Below are 19,155 nucleotides of genomic sequence, written 5' to 3'. Positions count from 1 at the left end.
CGGGGCCGGGTGACCAGGCCCGCCGTTACCCGTCGCCGTCGGCCGGACGTGCGGGGGCGGGCCGGGTCGCGCCGAGAGCCGTGTCGGCGGCGCGCAGGTGGCGGGCGACCGGGCCGTAGGAGACCAGGCCGCTGCCCGCGCCCGCCGTCTCGGCCGCGGCGGCGGCGAGTTCGTCGCGGGCGCGGCGCAGGACCGGCAGGTGCCCCACGGCCGCCGCAGCCCGGGCGAGTACGCACCACAGGGCCTCCTGGAGGAGGTCGTGCGGCGGCCGGGGCACCGCCGAGAGCGCCAGCCGGGCCCGCTCGGCGGCGCCGGACGCGGCCAGCAGCAGGGGGTCGAGCCACGGCTGGTACGGGCCGGCGTCGAGGCGGGCGAAGTCGCCGGGGTCGGGCAGGGCGTCGCCCCGCAGCACCGGGACCAGCGCGACCAGGACGGCCGCGCCCCGGGTGAGGCCGGGCATACCGCAGTCCGCGCTCTCCGCGAGGAGGCGCGCGTAGCGGGGCCGGGCAGCCGTCCAGCCGTCGGTCTCGCAGGTGCGCAGGGCCCGGTACCAGGAGGTGAAGACCGTGGCGAGCGGCCGTTCGTTGCGGTGCGCCAGCCGGTCGATCTCCTCGGCCTCCGCGTCCGCCGCCGCGAGGTCGCCGAGCCCGGCGAGGGCCTGGAGGCGGACCAGACGCCCCAGCACCTCGTGACCGGGCATGTGGTGCCCGACGGCCAGACGGGTCAGTTCGGTACCGAGGCCCTCGCGGCGGGCGGCCGATCCGCAGGTGGCGAACGACTGCATGAAGGCGCCGTTCAGGGCGAACGCGAGCAGCGCGGGGTCCTCGACGCGCCGGGCGAGGCGGACGGCCTCCACCGCGGCCCGCTCGGCGCGCAGCCGCCATGGTTCGGCGGTGGGCGCGTCGGCCGCCCGGGGGAGCGGCGCGTCGGCGGTGGCGTCGCCGCGTGACTCGACCGCCATGACCGACAGCAGCCGGGCGCGCAGCACGGGTGGCCCGTCGGGGCCGAGCCGGGCGGCGGCGGCCGCGGCGGCCCGGGCCAGTTCGCCCGCGTCCCCGGGATCGTCGGCCCGGGTCCACACCGCCGGGACGTCGTAGGCGCCGATGATCCGGGCCGCCAGCTCCGTGTCCCCGGTCGCCTCGGCCGCCGCCACCAGGGCCCGGCGGTGCTCGCGGGCCTCCGCCAGGCCGTCGGCGCCGGTCACCGCGAGGTCCCGCAGCAGACCGGCGGTGGCGTGCAGCCGGGCCTGGGACCGGGCCGGGACCGAGCGGTCCCACGCGGCGGCCGTACGGTCCCAGACGCTGTCCGCCACCCCGGCCGGCTCGGTCGCGGCGTCGGCGGCCCGGCCGCGGATCCGGGCTTCGGCGCGCGCCAGCGCGGCTCCGCCGCCGGACCCGTGGGCGCGCTCCAGCGCCCGGCGGGCGTCCCGCAGGGTGGCCAGGGCCTCGCCGCGACGGCCGGACCGGTCCAGGGCCGTCGCCAGCAGGACCCAGCCGTCCTCCCGCCCGGGGTGCGCGGCGACGTGGGCGCGCAGGCCGACGACGGCGTCCCGCGCGGCGCCGGTGGCCAGCAGGGCGTCGGCGCGCCGTTCGACCGCGTCGAGCCGCAGCGCCTCCAGCCGGGCCTGCTCGGCCGCGGCCCACGCGGCGGTGGGGAAGTCGGCCAGGACCGGCCCGCGCCACCGGGCGAGCGCCTCGTCCCAGAGGGCGACCGCCGCGTGCGGCGGGGCCCCGGCCGCCCGCGCGGCCCCGTCCTCGAACCGCCAGGCGTCCACCGCGTCGCGTCCGGCGCGCAGCGCGTAGCCGGGACCGTCGGTGACCAGCAGGCGGGACGGCTGCCGGGGCGGGCGCCCGGGTTCCAGGGCGCGGCGCAGCGCCGCGACGAAGGTGCGGACCGCGCCGACGGCGCCGGCCGGGGGCTCGTCCTCCCACAGGTCGGCCACGAGCCGGCCGACAGGGACCACCCGCCCGCGGGCGATCAGCAGCCGGCCGAGCACCTCCCGGTGGCGGGGCGCGCCGAGCGGGCGGGGCGCGCCACCGGAATCCCAGGCCGCGACCGGCCCCAGCACTCCGAACTGCACGCCCACGGCACGGTCCCCTCACGGGCGGCGCCGTCCCCCGGGGCGCCGCCCGTCCACTCATCGATCGCTGATCCGAGGCCCCCAGCCTGGGGGCGTCCCCGGACACCCCGGACCACCGGGGTCCTCGGACGCCCACTCTGCCACGCGCCACAGGAGTCACCATGAGCCACCCGGGCATCCCCGGATTCACCCGCCACCACGTGCCGGTCGGCGACGGCGTCACGCTGCACGCCGCCGTCGGCGGCACCGGCGCACCGGTCGTGCTGCTGCACGGCTTCCCGCAGACCCACCTGATGTGGCGGCACGTCGCCACCGCCCTCGCCGCCGACCACACCGTCATCTGCCCGGACCTGCGCGGCTACGGCGCCAGCGACAAGCCCGCGCCGACCGGACCGGAGGTCTATGCCAAGCGGACCATGGCCCGCGACATCGTCCGCCTCGCCGCCGCACTGGGGCACGACCGCTTCACCCTGGCCGGCCACGACCGCGGCGCCTTGGTCGCCTTCCGCGCCGCGATGGACCACCCGGACGCCGTCTCCCGCGCGCTGTTCCTGGACGTCCTGCCGACGCTCGACATGTGGGACGCCCTGCACGGGGTGTCCGGCGCGGTCGGCTTCCACCTCTACCTGACCGCCCAGCCCCCGGGCCTGCCGGAGCGGATGATCCAGGCGTCCGCCGACGACTTCTTCGGGTACTTCCTCGACGCCTGGACGAACGCCCCGGACGCGATCCCCGCCGACGTCCGCGCCCACTACCTCGCCGCGTCGGCGGCGGCCGTGCCGTCCATCGTCGCCGACTACCGCGCCTCCGCCGGCGTGGACGTGGACCACGACACCGCCGACCGGGAGGCGGGCGGCCGGCTGGCCATGCCGGTCACCGTCCTCCAGCAGGACTGGGGCGCCGCGCTCGGCTACCACGCGCAGGGGCTGTGGAGCGCGTGGGCCGGGGACCTGCGGCACCGCACGGTCTCCTGCGGCCACTTCATGGCCGAGGAGGACCCCGCACTGATCACCGCCGAGATCCGGGCCCTCGCCGACCGCTGAAGGCGGCGCCTGACCTCGCCCGGATCCCGCCCGGCGGTCCGCACGCGAAGACCGCCCCTCGGCCGGGGTGAACCACCACTCGGTGCGCGGCGGTTCACCCCGGCCGGGCCGGCGGGCGGCGCGGTTCAGCGGACCGTGACCCGGAAGACCGGGGAGGCCGTCCCGCCGTCGACGATGCGCAGGTCGTTCCTGCCCTTGAGGCCGAGCTTGACGCCCAGCGAGTAGGAGCCGTCGCGCGACACGGGGGCGGACGCGGGCAGGGAGACCCACGCACCGCGCTGCTTCTGCTGCAGGGTCACCGCGCTGCCCGCCGCGATGCCCGTGGTCCTACCGGTGACCCGGAACAACTCCCAGGCCCGGACCGAGGTGACCGACGGCGTGGCGGTGATCGCGGCCCGGGCCTCCCGGGCCGCGGCGGCGGCCGGCGCGGGGTGCGCGGGCGTGCCGGTGGCAGCCGTCGCGGTGCCCGCGAGAGCGAGGGAGACGGCGCCCAGGGCACCGACGACGGCCGTGCGCAGAGAACGTCGCTTCGAGATCATCAACACCAGGCTTGTCCTTTTCTGTGAGGGGAGCGGCGATTTCACCGCGGATGGGAGCTACGCGCCCTATGGCGTAGTCGGTGAGGGAGACGGCATGGGGAGGACGGGCGTTCATCGACGTCGTGTGCCTGTCCAGAAACAGCCCGGGCTACCGGGCAGGTTGGTGTGCGCGGCGCACTGCACGTGGTCACGCGCGCCCCGCGAGCACTCCGCACGCTCTACCGGCGCTCGCGGGTGGTGGAAATGATGAGCACACCGCACATGAACCAGGTGATCCGCATCCCCCTGCCCCTCGGACGGGCGGGCCCGCGGCGGAAGGAGCCCGTGGTGTTGCTTCTCATCTCCCCGGACGGCGTCGAGGAGGCCCTCGACTGTGCGAAGGCGGCCGAGCACCTCGACATCGTCGACGTCAAGAAGCCGGACGAGGGCTCCCTCGGCGCGAACTTCCCCTGGGTGATCCGGGAGATCCGCGACGCGGTCCCGGCGGACAAGCCGGTCTCCGCCACCGTCGGGGACGTCCCGTACAAGCCCGGCACGGTGGCCCAGGCCGCGCTCGGCGCGGTCGTCTCCGGCGCCACGTACATCAAGGTCGGCCTCTACGGGTGCACGACGCCCGACCAGGGCATCGAGGTCATGCGCGCGGTCGTCCGGGCGGTGAAGGACCACCGTCCCGAAGCGCTCGTCGTCGCCTCCGGCTACGCCGATGCCCACCGCATCGGCTGCGTCAACCCGCTCGCCCTGCCCGGCATCGCCGCTCGCTCCGGCGCCGACGCGGCCATGCTCGACACCGCGATCAAGGACGGGACGCGGCTGTTCGACCATGTCCCCGCGGACGTCTGCGCCGAGTTCGTCCGGTCCGCCCACGCGGCCGGCCTGCTCGCCGCCCTCGCCGGCAGCGTCGGACAGGCCGACCTCGGCCCGCTGACCCGCATCGGCCCGGACATCGTGGGCGTGCGCGGAGCGGTCTGCGAGGGCGGCGACCGCAACGCCGGCAGGATCCGGCCCCATCTGGTCGCCGCGTTCCGGGCGGAGATGGACCGGCAGGCCCGGGAGCACGCGGCCGGCGTCGCCGCCGCGAACTGACCGCCGGCATGCCGACATCCGAGCCCGGGCACGCCCCCGGTCGCCCGGCCACGTCCCTCGCCGTCGTCGACCCGGCCACCGGACAGACCTTCGACGAGGTCCCCGACCAGCAGCCGGACGAACTGCACGCCGTGGTCGAACGGGCCCACCGGGCCTGGCCCGGCTGGCGCGCCGACCCCGCCGCCCGCACCACCGCGCTGCTCGCGGCGGCCGACGCCGTGGAAGCGGCCGGTGACGGCCTCGCCCGGTTGCTCACCCGGGAACAGGGCAAGCCGCTGGCCGAGTCGCACGCGGAGGTCGCCCGCATGGCGGCCCGCCTGCGCTACTTCGCCGGCCTCGCCCTCAAGACCCGGCGGATCACCGACGGCCGGCCCGTACACAGCGAGATCCGCTGGCGCCCCCTCGGACCCGTCGCCGCGATCGTGCCGTGGAACTTCCCGCTGCAACTCGCGGCGGCCAAGATCGCGCCCGCGCTCGCGGCGGGCAACACCATGGTCCTCAAACCGTCCCCGTTCACCCCCCTCGCGACCCGGCTGCTCGGCTCCGTCCTCGCCGCCGTCCTGCCCGAGGACGTGCTGACCGTCGTCACCGGCCGCGAACCCCTCGGCGCCCGCCTCGCCTCCCATCCGGGGATCCGCCACGTCACCTTCACCGGCTCGGTGTCCACCGGACGGGCCGTCGCCACCGCGGCGGCCGCCTCGCTCGCCCGGATCACCCTGGAACTGGGCGGCAACGACGCCGCCGTGCTGTTGGACGACGTCGAGGTGGACCGGATCGCGGACCGGCTGTTCTGGGCCGCGTTCCGCAACTGCGGGCAGGTCTGCATGGCGGTCAAACGCGTCTACGCCCCGGCCCGGCTCCATGCCGAGGTCGTCGAAGCGCTCGCCCAGCGCGCGAAGACCGTCACCGTCGGAGCCGGCCTCGATCCCGGCACCCACATGGGCCCGGTCTGCAACGCCCCCCAACTGGCCCGGGTCGAGCGGGTCACGGAGCAGGCCCTGACGGGCGGCGCCCGGGCGGCGGCCGGCGGACACCGGCTGGCCGGGCCGGGCCACTTCTTCGCCCCCACGATCCTCACCGACGTCCCGGCCGGCAGCCCGGTGGTGACCGGCGAGCAGTTCGGGCCGGTCCTGCCCGTGCTGCCGTACCGGAGCCTCGACGAGGCCGTCGACGCGGCCAACGGCACCGGCTTCGGACTGGGCGGCTCCGTCTGGGGCACCGATCTCGACCGGGCCGAGGCGGTGGCCGACCGGCTCGAATGCGGTACCGCCTGGATCAACCACCACGCCGAACTGTCCCTCGCCCAGCCCTTCGCGGGCATCAAGGACAGTGGTGTCGGCGTCGCGGGCGGACCGTGGGGGCTCTACGGCAACCTCCGGCCGTTCGTCGTGCACCGCCGGCAGGAGGAAGGACGATGAGGTTCCGGGCGGCCGTACTGCGCTCGTACGACGACCCGTTCGCGGTCGAGGAGGTGACCCTGCGCACGGAACCCGCCGCCGGCGAGATCCTGGTCGAGATCGCGGGCTGCGGGATGTGCCGGACCGATCTCGCCGTCCGCCGGTCGGCCGGCCGCAGCCCGCTGCCGGCGGTGCTCGGCCACGAGGGGGCCGGGGTGGTGGTGGGCACGGGCGGCGGCCCGGACACCACGATCGGTGTCGGGGACCACGTCGTGCTGAGTTTCGACTCCTGCGGACACTGCCGGAACTGCCTCGGCGCGGCCCCCGCCTACTGCGACTCCTTCGCCGCCCTCAACCTGTACGGCGGACGCGGGGAGGGCGCGCCGCGGCTCACCGACGCGACCGGGGGAGCACTGGCACCCCGGTGGTTCGGCCAGTCCTCGTTCGCCGAGTACGCGCTCGTCCCGGCCCGCAACGCCGTCCGGGTCGACCCCGCCCTGCCCCTGGAACTGCTCGGCCCGCTCGGCTGCGGCTTCCTCACCGGCGCCGGAGCCGTGCTGAACACCTTCGGCGCCGGTCCCGGCGACACCTTCGCGGTCTTCGGCGCGGGAGCGGTGGGCCTGGCCGCGGTGATGGCGGCCACCGCCGCGGGCGCGCTGACCGTGGCCGTCGACCGGCACCCCGGGCGGCTGGCCCTGGCCGAGCGGTTCGGCGCGGTCCCGCTGCCCGCCACCACGACCGCACTGCCCGAGCGGATCCGGCGGCTGACCGGCGGCGGCGCGCAGTACGCGCTGGACACCACGGCCTCGCCCCCGCTCATCAACGACGCGCTCCGGTCACTGCGCCCCACCGGCACTCTCGGCCTGGTGGCACGGCTGCACACCGCGCTGCCGCTGGAACCGGGCACGCTCGACCGGGGCCGCGCCATCCGCCACATCTGCGAAGGGGACGCGGTGCCCGGCCTGCTGATACCCCGGTTGGCCGGGCTGTGGCAGGCCGGGCGCTTCCCCTTCGACGAACTGATCCGCACCTACCCGCTGTCCGGCGTCAACGAGGCCGAACGCGACTGCGAAGCGGGTCGCGTCGTCAAACCCGTCCTGCTCCCGGAAGGAAGAAACCGTTGAGCGAAGCACGCGGCACCGCGGACGCACCGCATCCGACGAGCGGGCGCCCCGCGGCCCCCGGCCCCGGCGACGGAGGCGCCGGACCGGCGCCGCGGCCCGCGGACGCGGACGGGGTGGACGCGGGCGTGGGGCTGACCGCCCTCCTGGTCGCCGCGGCCCGCGCGATCGAGACCCACCGCCCCGACAGCCTGGCGAGGGACGTCTACGCGGAACACTTCGTGCGGGCCGCCCCGGCGTGCGCGGACTGGCCGGTGTGCATCCAGCAGGTCCGGGGCGGGGAAGGCAACCCGCTGTGGGGGCGGTTCGCCCGCTACTTCGGCCTGCGGACCAGGGTCCTCGACGACTTCGTCCTCCGGTCGGCCCGAATGGGGGCCCGCCAAATCGTCCTGCTGGGGGCGGGGTTGGACACCCGTGCCGTCCGGCTGGACTGGCCGCCGCACTGCGTGGTCTTCGAGATCGACAGGGCGGGCGTGCTGGACTTCAAGAACCGGGTGCTCACGGATCTGCCCGCCGCCGCTCCCCGGGCGGAGCGCGTTCCCGTACCGGCCGACCTGCGCGACGACTGGGTCACCGCGCTGACCGCCGCCGGTTTCGACCCGGCCGCACCGAGCGTCTGGCTGGCCGAGGGGCTGCTCTTCTACCTGCCGGGGCCCGCCGAGACCCACCTCATCGACGCGGTGGACCGGCTGACCACCGGGGGCGGCGCACTGGCCTACGAGGCCAAACTGGAGAAGGACCTGCTGGCGTACCGCGACAGCGCGATCTACACGGCGACGCGGGAACAGATCGGCATCGACCTGCTGAACCTCTTCGACAGGGGGCCGCGGCCCGACTCCGCGGGCGACCTGACGGCCAGGGGCTGGTCCACCTCGGTGCACACCCCCTTCGACCACGCCCGCCGGCACGGCCGCGGCCCCCTTCCCGAGCCGAACGACGCGCTGGAGGGCAACCGGTGGGTGTTCGCGCACAAGACGCGGCCATGACGACGGACGGCCCCGCGTGTCCACGGTGACGCGGCCCGGGCGGCACCTGTTTGCGTCCTGGATCGAAGTTCGTCAACATAGAGGTATGTCGAATCAAGAGCCGGTCGTGCTCGGCCGGGAGGAGGACGGCTGCTCCCCGGCCGTGCTGGCCGCGCCGATGGACGAGGAGCGGGCCGCCGACCTGGCGAAGGTGTTCAAGGCGCTCGGCGACCCGGTCCGGCTGCGGCTGCTGTCGATGATCGCCTCGCGGGCCGGCGGGGAGGTCTGCGTGTGCGACCTGACCCCGGCGTTCGACCTGTCGCAGCCGACGATCTCCCACCACCTGAAGCTGCTGAGGCAGGCCGGGCTCGTCGACTCCGAACGGCGCGGCACCTGGGTGTACTACCGGCTCGTCCCCGCGGCCACCGATCGGCTCGCCGCCGTCCTGACCCGGCCCGCCGGGGCCCCGGGGGCCGCGTCGTGAGCACCCCGCCGCAGGCCGGGCCCGTCGCGGCCCGGCTCTCGTTCGTCGACCGCTACCTGGCCGTGTGGATCCTGGTCGCGATGGCCGTCGGCCTCGGCCTGGGCCGCCTCGTACCCGGCCTGGGCGACGCCCTGGCGAAGGTGACCGTCACCGGCGTCTCGCTGCCGATCGCGCTCGGCCTGCTGGTGATGATGTACCCGGTGCTGGCCAAGGTCCGCTACGACCGGCTTGGCACCGTCACCCGGGACCGGCGCCTGCTGCTGCCCTCGCTGCTGCTCAACTGGATCCTCGGCCCGGCGCTGATGTTCGCCCTCGCCTGGCTCCTCCTGCCGGACCTCCCGGAGTACCGCACCGGCCTGATCATCGTCGGCCTGGCCCGCTGCATCGCGATGGTCGTCATCTGGAACGACCTCGCGTGCGGTGACCGCGAGGCGGCCGCCGTCCTCGTGGCCCTGAACTCCGTCTTCCAGGTTCTGGCGTTCAGCCTGCTCGGCTGGTTCTACCTGTCCGTGCTTCCGGGCCTGCTCGGGCTCGGACGGACGGGCCTGGACGTGTCGGTGTGGGACATCGCCCGCAGCGTCCTCGTCTTCCTGGGCGTCCCCCTGCTGGCCGGCTACCTCACCCGGCGCGTCGGCGAGCGGACCAGGGGCCGCCGCTGGTACGAGACGAAGCTGATCCCGCGCGTCGGCCCGTTCGCCCTGTACGGACTGCTGTTCACCATCGTCGTGCTGTTCGCCCTCCAGGGCGACGCCATCACCTCGAAGCCCTGGGACGTCGCCCGGATCGCGCTGCCGCTGCTCGTGTACTTCGCGCTCATGTGGACCGGTTCCATGGCGCTGGGCCGCGCCATCGGCCTGGACCACCCGCGGGCGACGACGCTCGCGTTCACGGCCGCCGGCAACAACTTCGAACTGGCCATCGCGGTCGCCATCGCGACCTTCGGCGCGACGTCCGGCCAGGCCCTCGCGGGTGTCGTCGGCCCCCTCATCGAGGTCCCGGTCCTCATCGGCCTGGTGTACGTCGCCCTCGCCGCCCGCCGCTGCTTCCCGAACACCCCCTCCACCGCCTCCGCGCGGCCCGCGCCGGAAGGTTCCGCCCGTGTCTGAGACCGCCCCCGCCGCCGAGCCGAAGCCGTCGGTGCTGTTCGTCTGCGTCCACAACGCCGGCCGGTCGCAGATGGCCGCCGCCTGGCTCATCCGTCTCGCGGGCGACCGGGTCGAGGTCCGGTCCGCCGGCTCCGCCCCGGCCGCGGCGGTCAACCCCGCCGCGGTCGCCGCGATGGCCGAGGCGGGCATCGACATCTCCGCCGAGATCCCCAAGGTGCTCACCACGGACACGGTGCGGTCCTCGGACGTGGTGATCACGATGGGCTGCGGGGACACCTGCCCCGTCCTCCCCGGCAAGCGATACCTCGACTGGCGCCTCGACGACCCGGCCGGAAAGGGCCTGGCGGCCGTCCGGCCGATCCGGGACGAGATCGAGCGCCGCGTCCGCGCGCTGCTCGACGGCCTCCTGCCCGCCCGGGACGCCGGGTAACCCGCGCCGCGCCACCGGGCGCGGCCACTCCGGTGACTGCCCCGCCATGGTCGGCGTCCGGGGTGGTCACGTCACCAGCCGCAGCGACGTCGCCGCGATGCCCAGCCGTACGCTCTGGCCCCAGGTCAGTTCCAGGGCGTCGGCCTCCATCCCGTCGCCGAAGACCACCATCCGGTCCGACTCCACGGTCAGCCGCAGCTCCTGACCCCGCCCCAGCTCACCGGCGACCCGCGACGTCCCGGTCGCGGGCGACGGCCAGGCCTCGCGCACGAACCACAGGAGCCGCGGGTCGCGCGGCGCGGGCAGCGGCACGGTGCCGCCGCGCTCCAGCCACAGGGAGCGCAGCCACCCGGTGGCGCCGGTGCCGGTGCCGACCAGCACCCCGGAGGAGGCCTGGGCCTCGCCCGGGTCCCGGCCGGTCCCGCCGCCGGTGCCCAGGCGGTAGCGGGCCGTCTGGTGGCCCGGCGGGCCCAGGTAGATCTCGTTCAGCGCGAGCAGGCGCTGGGTGTCGTCGGCGACCGCCTCGACCATGGTCAGCTCCTCCGCCCGGCCCCCGGCGGCGACCGCGGCGCGCAGCAGGGAGGCCGCGTCGGCGCAGCGGTGCCGGACCAGGACGCCCGGGTTGCGCCCCGGATCGGTGTCGATGCCCACCACCGGCTGCCCGGAGAGGTACTTCGCGGTGTTGGCGACCAGGCCGTCCTGCCCGACCACGACCACCACGTCCTCGGGCGCGAACAGGAAGCGGTCCAGGTCCGCCCGCTCCACCCACGAACTGCGCCAGGTGAGCGGCACCGCCGAGGCCACGTCCCGCAGCGCCCGCCGGGTGGCGTCGTGACGGCGGGCCACCTCGTCGATCGAGCGGCCCCGGCCGGACAGGAAGAACGCGGCCTGCCCGTGCGTGCCGTGCCGGGCGAGCAGTTCCTCGTACTCGGTCCTGCGGTGCACGAGCACCGCCCGCGGCGCCAGGCTCACGCGTCCGCCCGGCCTTCCGGGCGCCCGAGCCTGGCGAGGAGTCCGGTGAGCACGTCGGGGGAGAGGGTGACGCTCTCGATCCGCGGCAGGTTCTCCGCCAGCCGGGTCGCCGCCAGCGCGTGCAGCGTGGCCGGGTCGATCTCGCCGTGCACCCGCAGCCAGGCGGCCTGGGCCTCGGCGCGCGCCGCGCCCGCCGCCCGGGCGGCCTCGGCGTCCGCGTGGGCCAGGCGGACCTTGCGGGCCGCCTCGGCCTCGGTCCGCACGCCGTCGGCCACCGCCTTCTCCTCGGCCTCGCGACGCGTGTTGGTGCCGCGCTGGTCGACCAACTGCTCCTCGCGCCGCGCCAGTTCGATCTGGCTGGCCAGTTCGTTCTCGGCGATGGCACGCTCGCGCTCGACGGCGACGGCCCGCCGCTCGTAGGTGGCCCGGTCCGCCTCCTGCTGGATCTGCTCGCGGGCCGGGGTGCGCAGGGCGCGCTCCACCTCGGCCTCGGGCCGGATCGCGACGACGCGCACGGCCACGACGTCGATGCCGGTGGCCGGGAGGCGGGGTTCGGCGGCGAGGCCGGCGGCGACCCGGTCCCGGACCGCGGCGACACCGTCCACCAAGGCGGCGGCGAGCGGGGTGCGGGCCAGTACGTGCAGCGTGTGCTGCTGCGCGGTCTCGGTCAGGAGGGTGGCGATCTGCTCCAGGGGAGCGCCGCGCCAGTTCCCGGTGTCCGGGTCCACGGAGAAGTCGAGCCGGTTCGCCGCCTCGGCCGGGTCGCTGATCCGGTAGGTGACGGTGGCCTGCACGGTGACGTCCTGGAAGTCGGCCGTACGGGCGTGGAACGCCATGGCCAGCTCCCGGTCGTCGACCGGCACCTCGGAGAGGGCCGCCGAGAGCGACCGGTACCAGAAGCTGAGCCCCCGGCCGTCGTGGACGAGCCGGCCGCGCTCGTGGTGGCGGATGTGGGCGGTGGGCGCGGAGCGCAGATGGCGCCAGCCGAAGCGCCGGGTGATGTCGGCCATGGTGGGCCCCCCTTGATTTCGTCAGTGAGACGATAACGGGGAAGGTCGCATATCGTCAACACGACGAGAATGGGGGCCGGTCAGCGCTTTCGGCCTCGCGTCGAGCGGTCGTCGTCGTGGCCGTCTGTCGGTGCGGCCCGGCGGCCCGCCGTCCGATTCCGCGTGAGTGGCCGCCCGGAGGCTTACCGTCCAGTAATATCCGGCGGCAGGCCACCAGAGGAGGAACCGTGCCCCGGTCCGAACGCTCACCCCTGCTGCTCGCCGGTCTGCTGGCCACCGCGGGGGCCGCCCACTTCGCCGTCCCCCGGCCGTTCGACGCGATGATCCCCCGGCGACTGCCCGGCCCGCCCCGCGCCTGGACGTACGGCAGCGGGGCCGTCGAACTGGCGCTGGCGGCCGCCGTCGCCGTACCCCGGACGCGCGGGACCGCCGCCAGGGCCGCGGCCGCCTTCTTCGTCGGCGTGTTCCCGGCCAACGTCCGGATGGCCGCGGACTGGCGGCACCGGCCCGCCCCGCTCAAGGCGGCGGCGTTCGCCCGGATGCCGCTCCAGGTGCCCCTCGTGCTGTGGGCGCGCTCGGTGGCCCGCGACGCGGAGGGGCGGTCGTGACCGGGCGCGTCCGCGTCGGCGACCGGGTCGAGGACTTCGCCCTGCCCGACGAGACCGGCACCACCCGCCGGCTCACCGGGCTGCTGGCCGAGGGGCCCGTGGTCCTCTTCTTCTACCCCGCCGCCCTCAGCCCCGGCTGCACCGCCGAAGCCTGCCACTTCCGGGACCTGGCCGCCGAATTCGCCGCCGTCGGCGCCCGGCCCGCCGGGATCAGCGGGGACACCGCCGACAGGCAGCAGCGGTTCGCGGCCCGGCACCGCCTCGGCATGCCGCTGCTCTGCGACCCCGACGGCACGGTCCGCGAGCGGTTCGGCGTCAGGCGCGGTGTCTCCCTCCTCCCGACCAGACGCGCCACGTTCGTGATCGCCCGGGACCGTACCGTCCTGGAGGTCGTCCGCAGCGAACTGCGCATGAACACCCACGCCGACCGGGCCCTTGCGGCCCTGCGCGCCCACCGGGGGTGAGGCGGGGGCCCCGCGGCTTGATACACCGGGGCAATCGGAACATCCTTGGGCATATGGAGCCTGTCGCCGCCGTCGCGGTCGTGGACGCGCTGGGCAGGGTGACCGGGTGGAGCGAGGGCGCACGGCTGCTCACCGGCCACCCGGCCCGCGACGTGGTAGGCCGCCCGGCGGCGGACCTGCTGGCGGAGCCCCTTCCCGGCGCCGCGCTCACCGCCGGCTCCGCGACCGTCGCGCTGCGGCACCGCGACGGCCACCGGATCGAGCTGGCCGTCACGGCCTGCCCGGTCGCCGGTGCCGACGGCACGCCCGCCGGCCACGTCGTCACGGCCGACCCGCCCGGGCCCCGGCTCGTCGGCCGGAACTTCGAGCAGGCGTCCGTGTCGATGTCCGTCTTCGACCTCCAGCAGCGCTACCTGCGCGTCAACGCCGCCGCCTGCGAGGTCATGGGCGTCCCCGAGACCGCGCTGAACGGCCGCCCCTACCAGGACACCGTCGGCGACGCCGACTACCACCGGGGCTTCCTGCGCCGTCTGCGCGAGGTCGCCGAGACGGGCCGGCCCGTGCGCTACGAGAGCTTCGCCGCGGCCCCCTCGGTGAACCGGGAGCACCTCTGGAGCATCGAGATGTGGCCGCTGCGCGCGGAGACCGGCGAGCTGACCGCGGTCGGCACGGCCGCCTTCGACAACAACGAGCAGTACGGGGCCCGGCGCCGCCTCGCCCTGCTCAACGAGGCGTCCGTGGCCATCGGCACCACCCTGGACGTCGCCCGCACCGCCGAGGAACTGGTGGAACTCCTCGTCCCGAGGTACGCCGACTTCGTGAGCGTCGACCTGCTCGACTGGGTGCTCGGCGCGGAGGAGCCGCCGGCCCTGCCGGACAGGGACGTCGAGGTGCGCCGCGTCGCCCACGGCTCCACCCGGCCCGGCACGCCCGGAGCGGCCCTGGGGCTCGGCGAGACCCACGTCCTCCGGCCGGCGCTGCCGCCCGTCCGGGCCCTGCGCGAGGGGCACGCGGTGCTCGGCCGGGCCGGGGAGCCCGAGTTCGACGCGTGGCTCGAGGAGCGCAACGGCCTTTCCCCCGAGGGCAGGCGCTTCCGGGAGGGCGACCACTCCATGATCGCGGTGCCGCTGCTGGCCCGCGGCACCACCCTCGGCATCGCCGTCTTCGTGCGGATGGCCCACCCCGACGAGGACTTCGGCCCCGACGACGCCGTCTTCGCGGAGGAACTCGCCAGCCGCGCCGCCGTCTGCCTCGACAACGCCCGCCGCTTCGCCCGCGAACGCTCCACCGCCCTCACCCTCCAGCACAGCCTGCTCCCGCGCGGCCTGCCCGGACAGGCCGCGGTCGAGGTCGCCCACCGCTACCTGCCCTGCGGCTCCCTGGCCGGCGTCGGCGGCGACTGGTTCGACGTCATCCCGCTCTCCGGCGGCCGGGTCGCGCTGGTCGTGGGCGACGTGGTGGGCCACGGCATCCAGTCCTCGGCCACCATGGGCCGGCTGCGCACCGCCGTGCGCACCCTCGCCGATGTCGACCTGCCCCCCGACGAACTCCTCACCCACCTGGACGACCTGGTCATCCACCTCGCCGCCGACGGCAGTGGCGAGGAGGTCGCCGAACTCGGCGCGACCTGCCTGTACGCCGTCTACGACCCCGTCTCCCGCCGCCTGTGCGCGGCCGCCGCCGGCCACCCCTCCCCGGCCGTGATCCTGCCCGGCGGCACCGTCGAACCGCTCCCCCTGGCCGCCGGGCCGCCGCTCGGCGTCGGCGGGCTGCCGTTCGAGGCCGCGGAACGGGAGCTGCCCGAGGGCTCGGTCGTCGCCCTCTTCACCGACGGCCTGATCGACTACCGCGACCGGGACCCCGACGGCGCGGCCGACGAGGTGCTCCGGGCCTTCGGGGCACCCGCCGGCTCGCTCGACGCCCTGTGCGACACCGTCCTCAAGACCGTCCTGCCCGCCCAGCCCGTCGACGACGTCGCCCTGCTCCTCGCGCGCACCCGCGCGCTCGGCGCCGACCGGATCGCCACCTGGGACGTGGCGCCCGACCCGGCCCAGGTCGCGGTCGTCCGGCAGGCGGCCGGCGAGCGGCTGGCCTCGTGGGGGCTGGCGGAGGCCGCCTTCGTCACCGAACTCGTCGTCAGCGAACTCGTCACCAACGCCATCCGCTACGGCGAACCGCCCATCCAACTGCGCCTGATCCGCGACCGGGCCCTCATCTGCGAGGTGTCGGACGCCAGTTCCACCTCCCCGCACCTGCGCCGGGCCCACGCCTACGACGAGGGCGGCCGGGGGCTGCTGCTCGTCGCGCAGCTCACCCAGCGCTGGGGCAGCCGGCAGACCGCCGCGGGCAAGACCATCTGGGCCGAGCAGCCGCTGCCGGAAGGCTGATCAGCCGATCACTGGAACGCGCACCCCGGGTTCGGCGCGTCCTCGGAGAACGGGGAGCCGTGCGGCAGCACGTACAGCACCTCCAGGACGAGCGGGGTGGCGCCCAGGTTGCGGCCGATGTGGACGCGGTCGCCGCCGGCCGGCTCGCGTATCGCCTCGCCGGTGCGGTAGACACCGTCCGAGGCGCAGGAGGAGGCGAAGTGGCTGAGGGTGCCCTGCTTCACCACGCCGTACAGCGGGCCGTCGTGGTAGTGCCAGCCGGTGCTCTGACCGGGCGGGACGGTGATCTCCCGCAGGATGTAGTCGGTGCCGCCGACGGTGGTGCGGGCGAGGTCGCGGGCCGTGACGCCGGCGCCCGCCGGGGTCGCCCCGGCCGGGCCGCAGAGGAGGAGGGTGACAGCGGTCACCACGCCGGTGACGGCGGTACGGAGTGCGATGCGCATACGGGGAGCCTCCTGGGACGCTAGCGGATGTCGCCGCGAAGATAGAGGCGCGACCGCCGCCCCGGGGCCGGAACCCGATGATCCGCAAAAGCCCCGGCAGCGACCGGCCCCGACAGCGGCCGGTCCGGGCGCCCGCCCGGCCCTGCGGCGGCCCGCCCCGGTGTCCCGGCCGGTTCCGCACGGCCGTCACGCGTCGTCCGTGTCGGTCGCCCGGAGCTCGTGGCGCTCCCCGGCGCCGGCCAGGACGTTCCCACGCGGTCGTGTCCGGACACAGGTGCCCGTCGGCGTGGACGGGCGGCCGTCCGAGCCGGTCACCGGCCCGGCGGCGGGCGCGTGGTGACTCAGCCGCCGGGCCGCCAGCCGAGCGCGGGCCCCAGCCGCTGCGCCATGTCCGTCAGGATCTGCACGTAGTCCGCGTGCTCGAAGGTGAACGGCAGCGCGAAGGCCACCTCCTCGACCTCGCGGAAGGCCGCGTGCGCCCGCAGGCGTTCGGCCAGCTCCGCCGACGTGCCGACCAGGTCCGGCGCGAACAGCAGCCGCGCCGGGCCCTGCGGGGAGGCGGTACGGGGCAGCCGCCCGGCCGCGTACCGCTCGTACTTGGCGCGCTGCGCGTCCGTCGCGGAGTCGGTCGGGATCACCACCAGACCCTGGGAGACCCGGGCCGCGTCGCCGTCGGGGTGGTGCGCCCGGAACGCGCGGATGTGGGACAGCTGGATCCCTTCGAAGTCGGGCGTCCCGTCCGGCTGTTCCGCCTTGACGACATTGCTGGTCAGGTAGTTCATCCCGTGCTCCCCGGCCCAGCGCGCCGAGGCGAGGCTGCCGCCGCCGTACCACAGCCGCCGCACGAGGCCGGGGGAGTGCGGCTGGACGACGTCCGCGTAGGTCTCGATCCCCTCCGTCCCGCTGAAGCCGGTGGCGGGTGCGCCGCGCACCAGGTCCAGCAGCCGCCGCACCCGCTCGTAGCCGAAGTCCTCCGCGTCCGCGGTGTCCGGGTACAGGGCGTCCTTGACCTGGTCGAAGTGGATCGGAGTGCCCACGCTGACCCCCGGGTTCAGCCGGCCGCCGGACAGGACGTCGACCGTGGCCAGGTCCTCGGCCAGGCGCAGCGGATTCTCCCAGCCGAGCGGTGTCACCGCCGTGCCCAGCTCGATCCGGCGGGTCCGCTGCGAGGCGGCGGCCAGCACGGCAACCGGGGACGAGATGCCGTACTGGAGGTGCCGGTGGCGGACCCAGGCGGTGTCGAACCCCAGCCGCTCACCCAGTTCGATCAGTTCCAGCGTGGACTCGTGGCCCCGGCCCGGGTCCGCCGGGTCGAACAGACCGATGGTGAGAAAACCCAGCTTGCGCAGGGGGCGGGGGGTGGGCGGCACCGGCTCCTCCAACGGTCGTGTGTCGGCTCTGCCCGATTCTGGCAGGTCAATGTGACAACCGTGTGATCAGTTCGCCGCGGCCCGCGGCAGCGGGATCACCACCTCGTCCTCGACCGGTGGATCGAGTTCCTGGGCGAGGTTGCCCGTCGCCGCGAAACAGCGCAGGCGTACGGCGTCCGGAGCGACGTCCAGCCGCAGGAAGCACTTGAAGAACGGCGGGCTGTAGGTGGCGGAGGACGGCGAGAACAACCGGGTGTACACCTTGCGCACGGGCAGCCGGAACCGGGCCGGGCGGTCGGGCCGGCGGCCGGTGCCGAGGAGGCCCGCGACCAGCCGGGTGCGCCGGGTGACCCGGGCGTCCGGCCCGGGGGCGCGGGCCGGTTCGATGCCGAGCCGTTCGGTGATGACGGCCGTGGCCTCCGCCTCGGTCAGGCGGAAGAAGCGGCGCAGCCGCAGCCGGCGGCCGTACAGGTGGCTGTAGAAGGCGAGCGAGTCGCCGCGCAGCGGGTAGCAGCGGAAGTCGCGCTCGGTGACGCCGCCGACCGACACCCGCGGGATGGTGTGCGTGGCGTGCATGAACGCCCCGCCGCCGCCCGCCACGACGTACTGGATGGTGCGGCCGTCCACCGTGACCGGGTAGCGCTGGTAGTTGTGGATGTCGCCGCCGATCGCCGCCACGTAGTGGTGCTCCGGGTCCCTGACGACGGCGTCGACCGTGCCGCCGCCCTCGATGGGGCACGGGTGGTGCTCGCCGTCGACGTACAGCGGCGATCCGGTGACGAGGATCTTCGGCCGGGGGCCCTTGGACACCTCCCGCAGCCAGGCGCCCTGTTCGGCGTCGACCGTGCCCAGCAGCCCGGTGTCGATGCCGACGATCCGCACGGGGCCCGCGTCGATCGCCCAGTACGGCCCCGGCTGCACGGCCTGCTGGCCCGGCGCCGACCGCAACGCCCGTGCCTCCGCGAGCCGTTGCGAGTCCGCGGGCCGGGCCCGGTGCCACAGCAGGGAGCGCCACCAGGCCCGGGTGAGGGGGCGGGCCGCGGGCTCGGGACCGAGCGGCAGGGTGTCGCCGCAGAAGACGCGCATGAAGCCGCCGAGGTCCTCGTACCAGTCGTGGTTGCCCGGTACCGCGTAGATGGGCGCGGGGTAGTCCCGGTAAGGCCGGAAGAACTTGTCGCCGTAGTCGTCGGTGCTGCCGACGGGGTAGATGACGTCACTGGCGATCACCGCGAAGTCCGAGTCCCGGCCCGCCCTCAGGAAGCCGGGGACGACGGAGTACTGGCAGTCGCCCCCCTCACCGGTGTCCCCGATGACCATGAAGGAGAACCGCTCCGGAACGTCCCGCCGGATCAGCTTGTCGGCGGGCGCCCCCGCCGCGGCCACCCAGCGGCCGCGGGTCCGCCCGGTCGGGTCGCCGAACCAGGACGCCAGGACGCCGTTGCGGGCGGCCCACAGGACGCGGGGGTCGAGCCACGACAGCTTCTCGGTGTGCGGGGGCATCAGCCGCCCGTACGTGCCGGGTTCGGCCGCGCCCCAGCCGGCGCCCTGGGCGGTATCGCGTGAGGAGTCAGACACGCGGTGCACGGTAACAACGGCCCGGTCAGGGGCGGAACGGCGGGTCACAGCCCAACGGGCGGACGCTCGCGCCCCGTT

Annotated in this window: 18 protein-coding genes; 11 read left to right on the top strand and 7 right to left on the bottom strand. The window is 75.6% G+C overall.

Going from position 1 to position 19,155, the window contains the following annotated elements; all coding sequences use genetic code 11:
• Window positions 1-25: 25 nt before the first annotated feature.
• Window positions 26-2,086, bottom strand: coding sequence for a BTAD domain-containing putative transcriptional regulator (locus tag ACZ4K2_RS04685; protein WP_467470436.1), 2,061 nt, complete (start codon window positions 2,084-2,086; stop codon window positions 26-28).
• A 155-nt stretch (window positions 2,087-2,241) separates the two neighbouring features.
• Between ACZ4K2_RS04685 and ACZ4K2_RS04680 the strand changes: the two genes are divergently transcribed.
• Complete coding sequence (locus ACZ4K2_RS04680) at window positions 2,242-3,123, top strand: alpha/beta hydrolase (RefSeq protein WP_467470435.1); 882 nt, start codon at window positions 2,242-2,244, stop codon at window positions 3,121-3,123.
• A 125-nt stretch (window positions 3,124-3,248) separates the two neighbouring features.
• Here the strand turns inward: ACZ4K2_RS04680 and ACZ4K2_RS04675 are convergent, their stop codons facing one another.
• The gene (locus tag ACZ4K2_RS04675; protein ID WP_467470433.1) at window positions 3,249-3,662 is read right to left on the bottom strand and encodes a hypothetical protein; all 414 of its coding nucleotides are present in this window, start codon (window positions 3,660-3,662) and stop codon (window positions 3,249-3,251) included.
• 327 nt (window positions 3,663-3,989) lie between these two features.
• Here ACZ4K2_RS04675 and ACZ4K2_RS04670 point away from each other — a divergent pair, with 327 nt between their 5' ends.
• The 7 genes from ACZ4K2_RS04670 to ACZ4K2_RS04640 all read left to right on the top strand — a co-directional run bounded on the left by ACZ4K2_RS04670 (window position 3,990) and on the right by ACZ4K2_RS04640 (window position 10,248).
• Window positions 3,990-4,745: a (5-formylfuran-3-yl)methyl phosphate synthase gene (locus ACZ4K2_RS04670; protein ID WP_467470495.1), complete on the top strand. Its 756-nt coding sequence runs from the start codon at window positions 3,990-3,992 to the stop codon at window positions 4,743-4,745.
• A gap of 8 nt (window positions 4,746-4,753) precedes the next feature.
• Window positions 4,754-6,163: an aldehyde dehydrogenase family protein gene (locus ACZ4K2_RS04665; RefSeq protein ID WP_467470431.1), complete on the top strand. Its 1,410-nt coding sequence runs from the start codon at window positions 4,754-4,756 to the stop codon at window positions 6,161-6,163.
• Window positions 6,160-7,266 (top strand): NAD(P)-dependent alcohol dehydrogenase, encoded by a 1,107-nt coding sequence (locus ACZ4K2_RS04660; protein WP_467470429.1) that lies wholly within the window; start codon window positions 6,160-6,162, stop codon window positions 7,264-7,266. The genes ACZ4K2_RS04665 and ACZ4K2_RS04660 overlap by 4 nt, the downstream gene beginning before the upstream one ends.
• Before the next feature lie 125 nt (window positions 7,267-7,391).
• Window positions 7,392-8,249 (top strand): class I SAM-dependent methyltransferase, encoded by an 858-nt coding sequence (locus ACZ4K2_RS04655; RefSeq protein WP_467470493.1) that lies wholly within the window; start codon window positions 7,392-7,394, stop codon window positions 8,247-8,249.
• 85 nt (window positions 8,250-8,334) lie between these two features.
• Window positions 8,335-8,712: an ArsR/SmtB family transcription factor gene (locus tag ACZ4K2_RS04650; protein ID WP_467470427.1), complete on the top strand. Its 378-nt coding sequence runs from the start codon at window positions 8,335-8,337 to the stop codon at window positions 8,710-8,712.
• Window positions 8,709-9,818, top strand: a complete 1,110-nt coding sequence (gene arsB, locus ACZ4K2_RS04645; RefSeq protein ID WP_467470426.1) for an ACR3 family arsenite efflux transporter — start codon at window positions 8,709-8,711, stop codon at window positions 9,816-9,818. Before ACZ4K2_RS04650 ends, arsB begins: the two co-directional genes overlap by 4 nt.
• Window positions 9,811-10,248, top strand: a complete 438-nt coding sequence (locus ACZ4K2_RS04640) for an arsenate reductase/protein-tyrosine-phosphatase family protein (RefSeq protein WP_467470424.1) — start codon at window positions 9,811-9,813, stop codon at window positions 10,246-10,248. Before arsB ends, ACZ4K2_RS04640 begins: the two co-directional genes overlap by 8 nt.
• 66 nt (window positions 10,249-10,314) lie before the next feature.
• Here ACZ4K2_RS04640 and ACZ4K2_RS04635 read toward each other — a convergent pair whose 3' ends face one another.
• Both ACZ4K2_RS04635 and ACZ4K2_RS04630 read right to left on the bottom strand, forming a co-directional pair.
• Window positions 10,315-11,220 carry a hypothetical protein gene (locus ACZ4K2_RS04635; protein WP_467470422.1) on the bottom strand — a complete coding sequence of 302 codons (906 nt, stop codon included), beginning with the start codon at window positions 11,218-11,220 and terminating at the stop codon, window positions 10,315-10,317.
• Entirely contained in the window at window positions 11,217-12,230 is a 1,014-nt protein-coding gene (locus ACZ4K2_RS04630; protein WP_467470420.1) for an SPFH domain-containing protein, read from the bottom strand. The genes ACZ4K2_RS04635 and ACZ4K2_RS04630 overlap by 4 nt, the downstream gene beginning before the upstream one ends.
• A gap of 227 nt (window positions 12,231-12,457) precedes the next feature.
• On the opposite strand from ACZ4K2_RS04630, the gene ACZ4K2_RS04625 reads away from it, so the two are divergent.
• The 3 genes from ACZ4K2_RS04625 to ACZ4K2_RS04615 are packed head-to-tail and all read left to right on the top strand — an operon-like array spanning window position 12,458 to window position 15,689.
• Window positions 12,458-12,838: a DoxX family protein gene (locus ACZ4K2_RS04625; RefSeq protein WP_467470419.1), complete on the top strand. Its 381-nt coding sequence runs from the start codon at window positions 12,458-12,460 to the stop codon at window positions 12,836-12,838.
• On the top strand, window positions 12,835-13,302 hold the full coding sequence (locus ACZ4K2_RS04620) for a peroxiredoxin (RefSeq protein WP_467470417.1): 468 nt from the start codon (window positions 12,835-12,837) through the stop codon (window positions 13,300-13,302). Before ACZ4K2_RS04625 ends, ACZ4K2_RS04620 begins: the two co-directional genes overlap by 4 nt.
• 53 nt (window positions 13,303-13,355) lie before the next feature.
• The gene (locus tag ACZ4K2_RS04615) at window positions 13,356-15,689 is read left to right on the top strand and encodes an ATP-binding SpoIIE family protein phosphatase (RefSeq protein ID WP_467470415.1); all 2,334 of its coding nucleotides are present in this window, start codon (window positions 13,356-13,358) and stop codon (window positions 15,687-15,689) included.
• 8 nt (window positions 15,690-15,697) lie between these two features.
• Here ACZ4K2_RS04615 and ACZ4K2_RS04610 read toward each other — a convergent pair whose 3' ends face one another.
• The 3 genes from ACZ4K2_RS04610 to ACZ4K2_RS04600 form a co-directional block, all read right to left on the bottom strand.
• Complete coding sequence (locus ACZ4K2_RS04610) at window positions 15,698-16,132, bottom strand: cupin domain-containing protein (protein WP_467470413.1); 435 nt, start codon at window positions 16,130-16,132, stop codon at window positions 15,698-15,700.
• 341 nt (window positions 16,133-16,473) lie between these two features.
• Complete coding sequence (locus ACZ4K2_RS04605; RefSeq protein ID WP_467470411.1) at window positions 16,474-17,502, bottom strand: LLM class flavin-dependent oxidoreductase; 1,029 nt, start codon at window positions 17,500-17,502, stop codon at window positions 16,474-16,476.
• 66 nt (window positions 17,503-17,568) lie between these two features.
• Window positions 17,569-19,077, bottom strand: coding sequence for a metallophosphoesterase family protein (locus ACZ4K2_RS04600; protein ID WP_467470409.1), 1,509 nt, complete (start codon window positions 19,075-19,077; stop codon window positions 17,569-17,571).
• Window positions 19,078-19,155: the final 78 nt, after the last annotated feature.

It is taken from the genome of Streptomyces sp. NPDC025833, assembly GCF_055558055.1.
Note: the sequence above shows the minus strand (reverse complement) of the source record. Positions and strands in the feature narration are given on the sequence as shown.

Excerpts from the sequence above, each read along its gene's own strand:
- ACZ4K2_RS04680 (WP_467470435.1), top strand. The coding sequence starts at position 2,242 with ATGAGCCACCCGGGCATCCCCGGATTCACCCGCCACCACGTGCCGGTC.
- ACZ4K2_RS04675 (WP_467470433.1), bottom strand. The coding sequence starts at position 3,662 with ATGATCTCGAAGCGACGTTCTCTGCGCACGGCCGTCGTCGGTGCCCTG.
- ACZ4K2_RS04665 (WP_467470431.1), top strand. The coding sequence starts at position 4,754 with ATGCCGACATCCGAGCCCGGGCACGCCCCCGGTCGCCCGGCCACGTCC.
- ACZ4K2_RS04660 (WP_467470429.1), top strand. The coding sequence starts at position 6,160 with ATGAGGTTCCGGGCGGCCGTACTGCGCTCGTACGACGACCCGTTCGCG.
- ACZ4K2_RS04650 (WP_467470427.1), top strand. The coding sequence starts at position 8,335 with ATGTCGAATCAAGAGCCGGTCGTGCTCGGCCGGGAGGAGGACGGCTGC.
- ACZ4K2_RS04630 (WP_467470420.1), bottom strand. The coding sequence starts at position 12,230 with ATGGCCGACATCACCCGGCGCTTCGGCTGGCGCCATCTGCGCTCCGCG.
- ACZ4K2_RS04615 (WP_467470415.1), top strand. The coding sequence starts at position 13,356 with ATGGAGCCTGTCGCCGCCGTCGCGGTCGTGGACGCGCTGGGCAGGGTG.
- ACZ4K2_RS04610 (WP_467470413.1), bottom strand. The coding sequence starts at position 16,132 with ATGCGCATCGCACTCCGTACCGCCGTCACCGGCGTGGTGACCGCTGTC.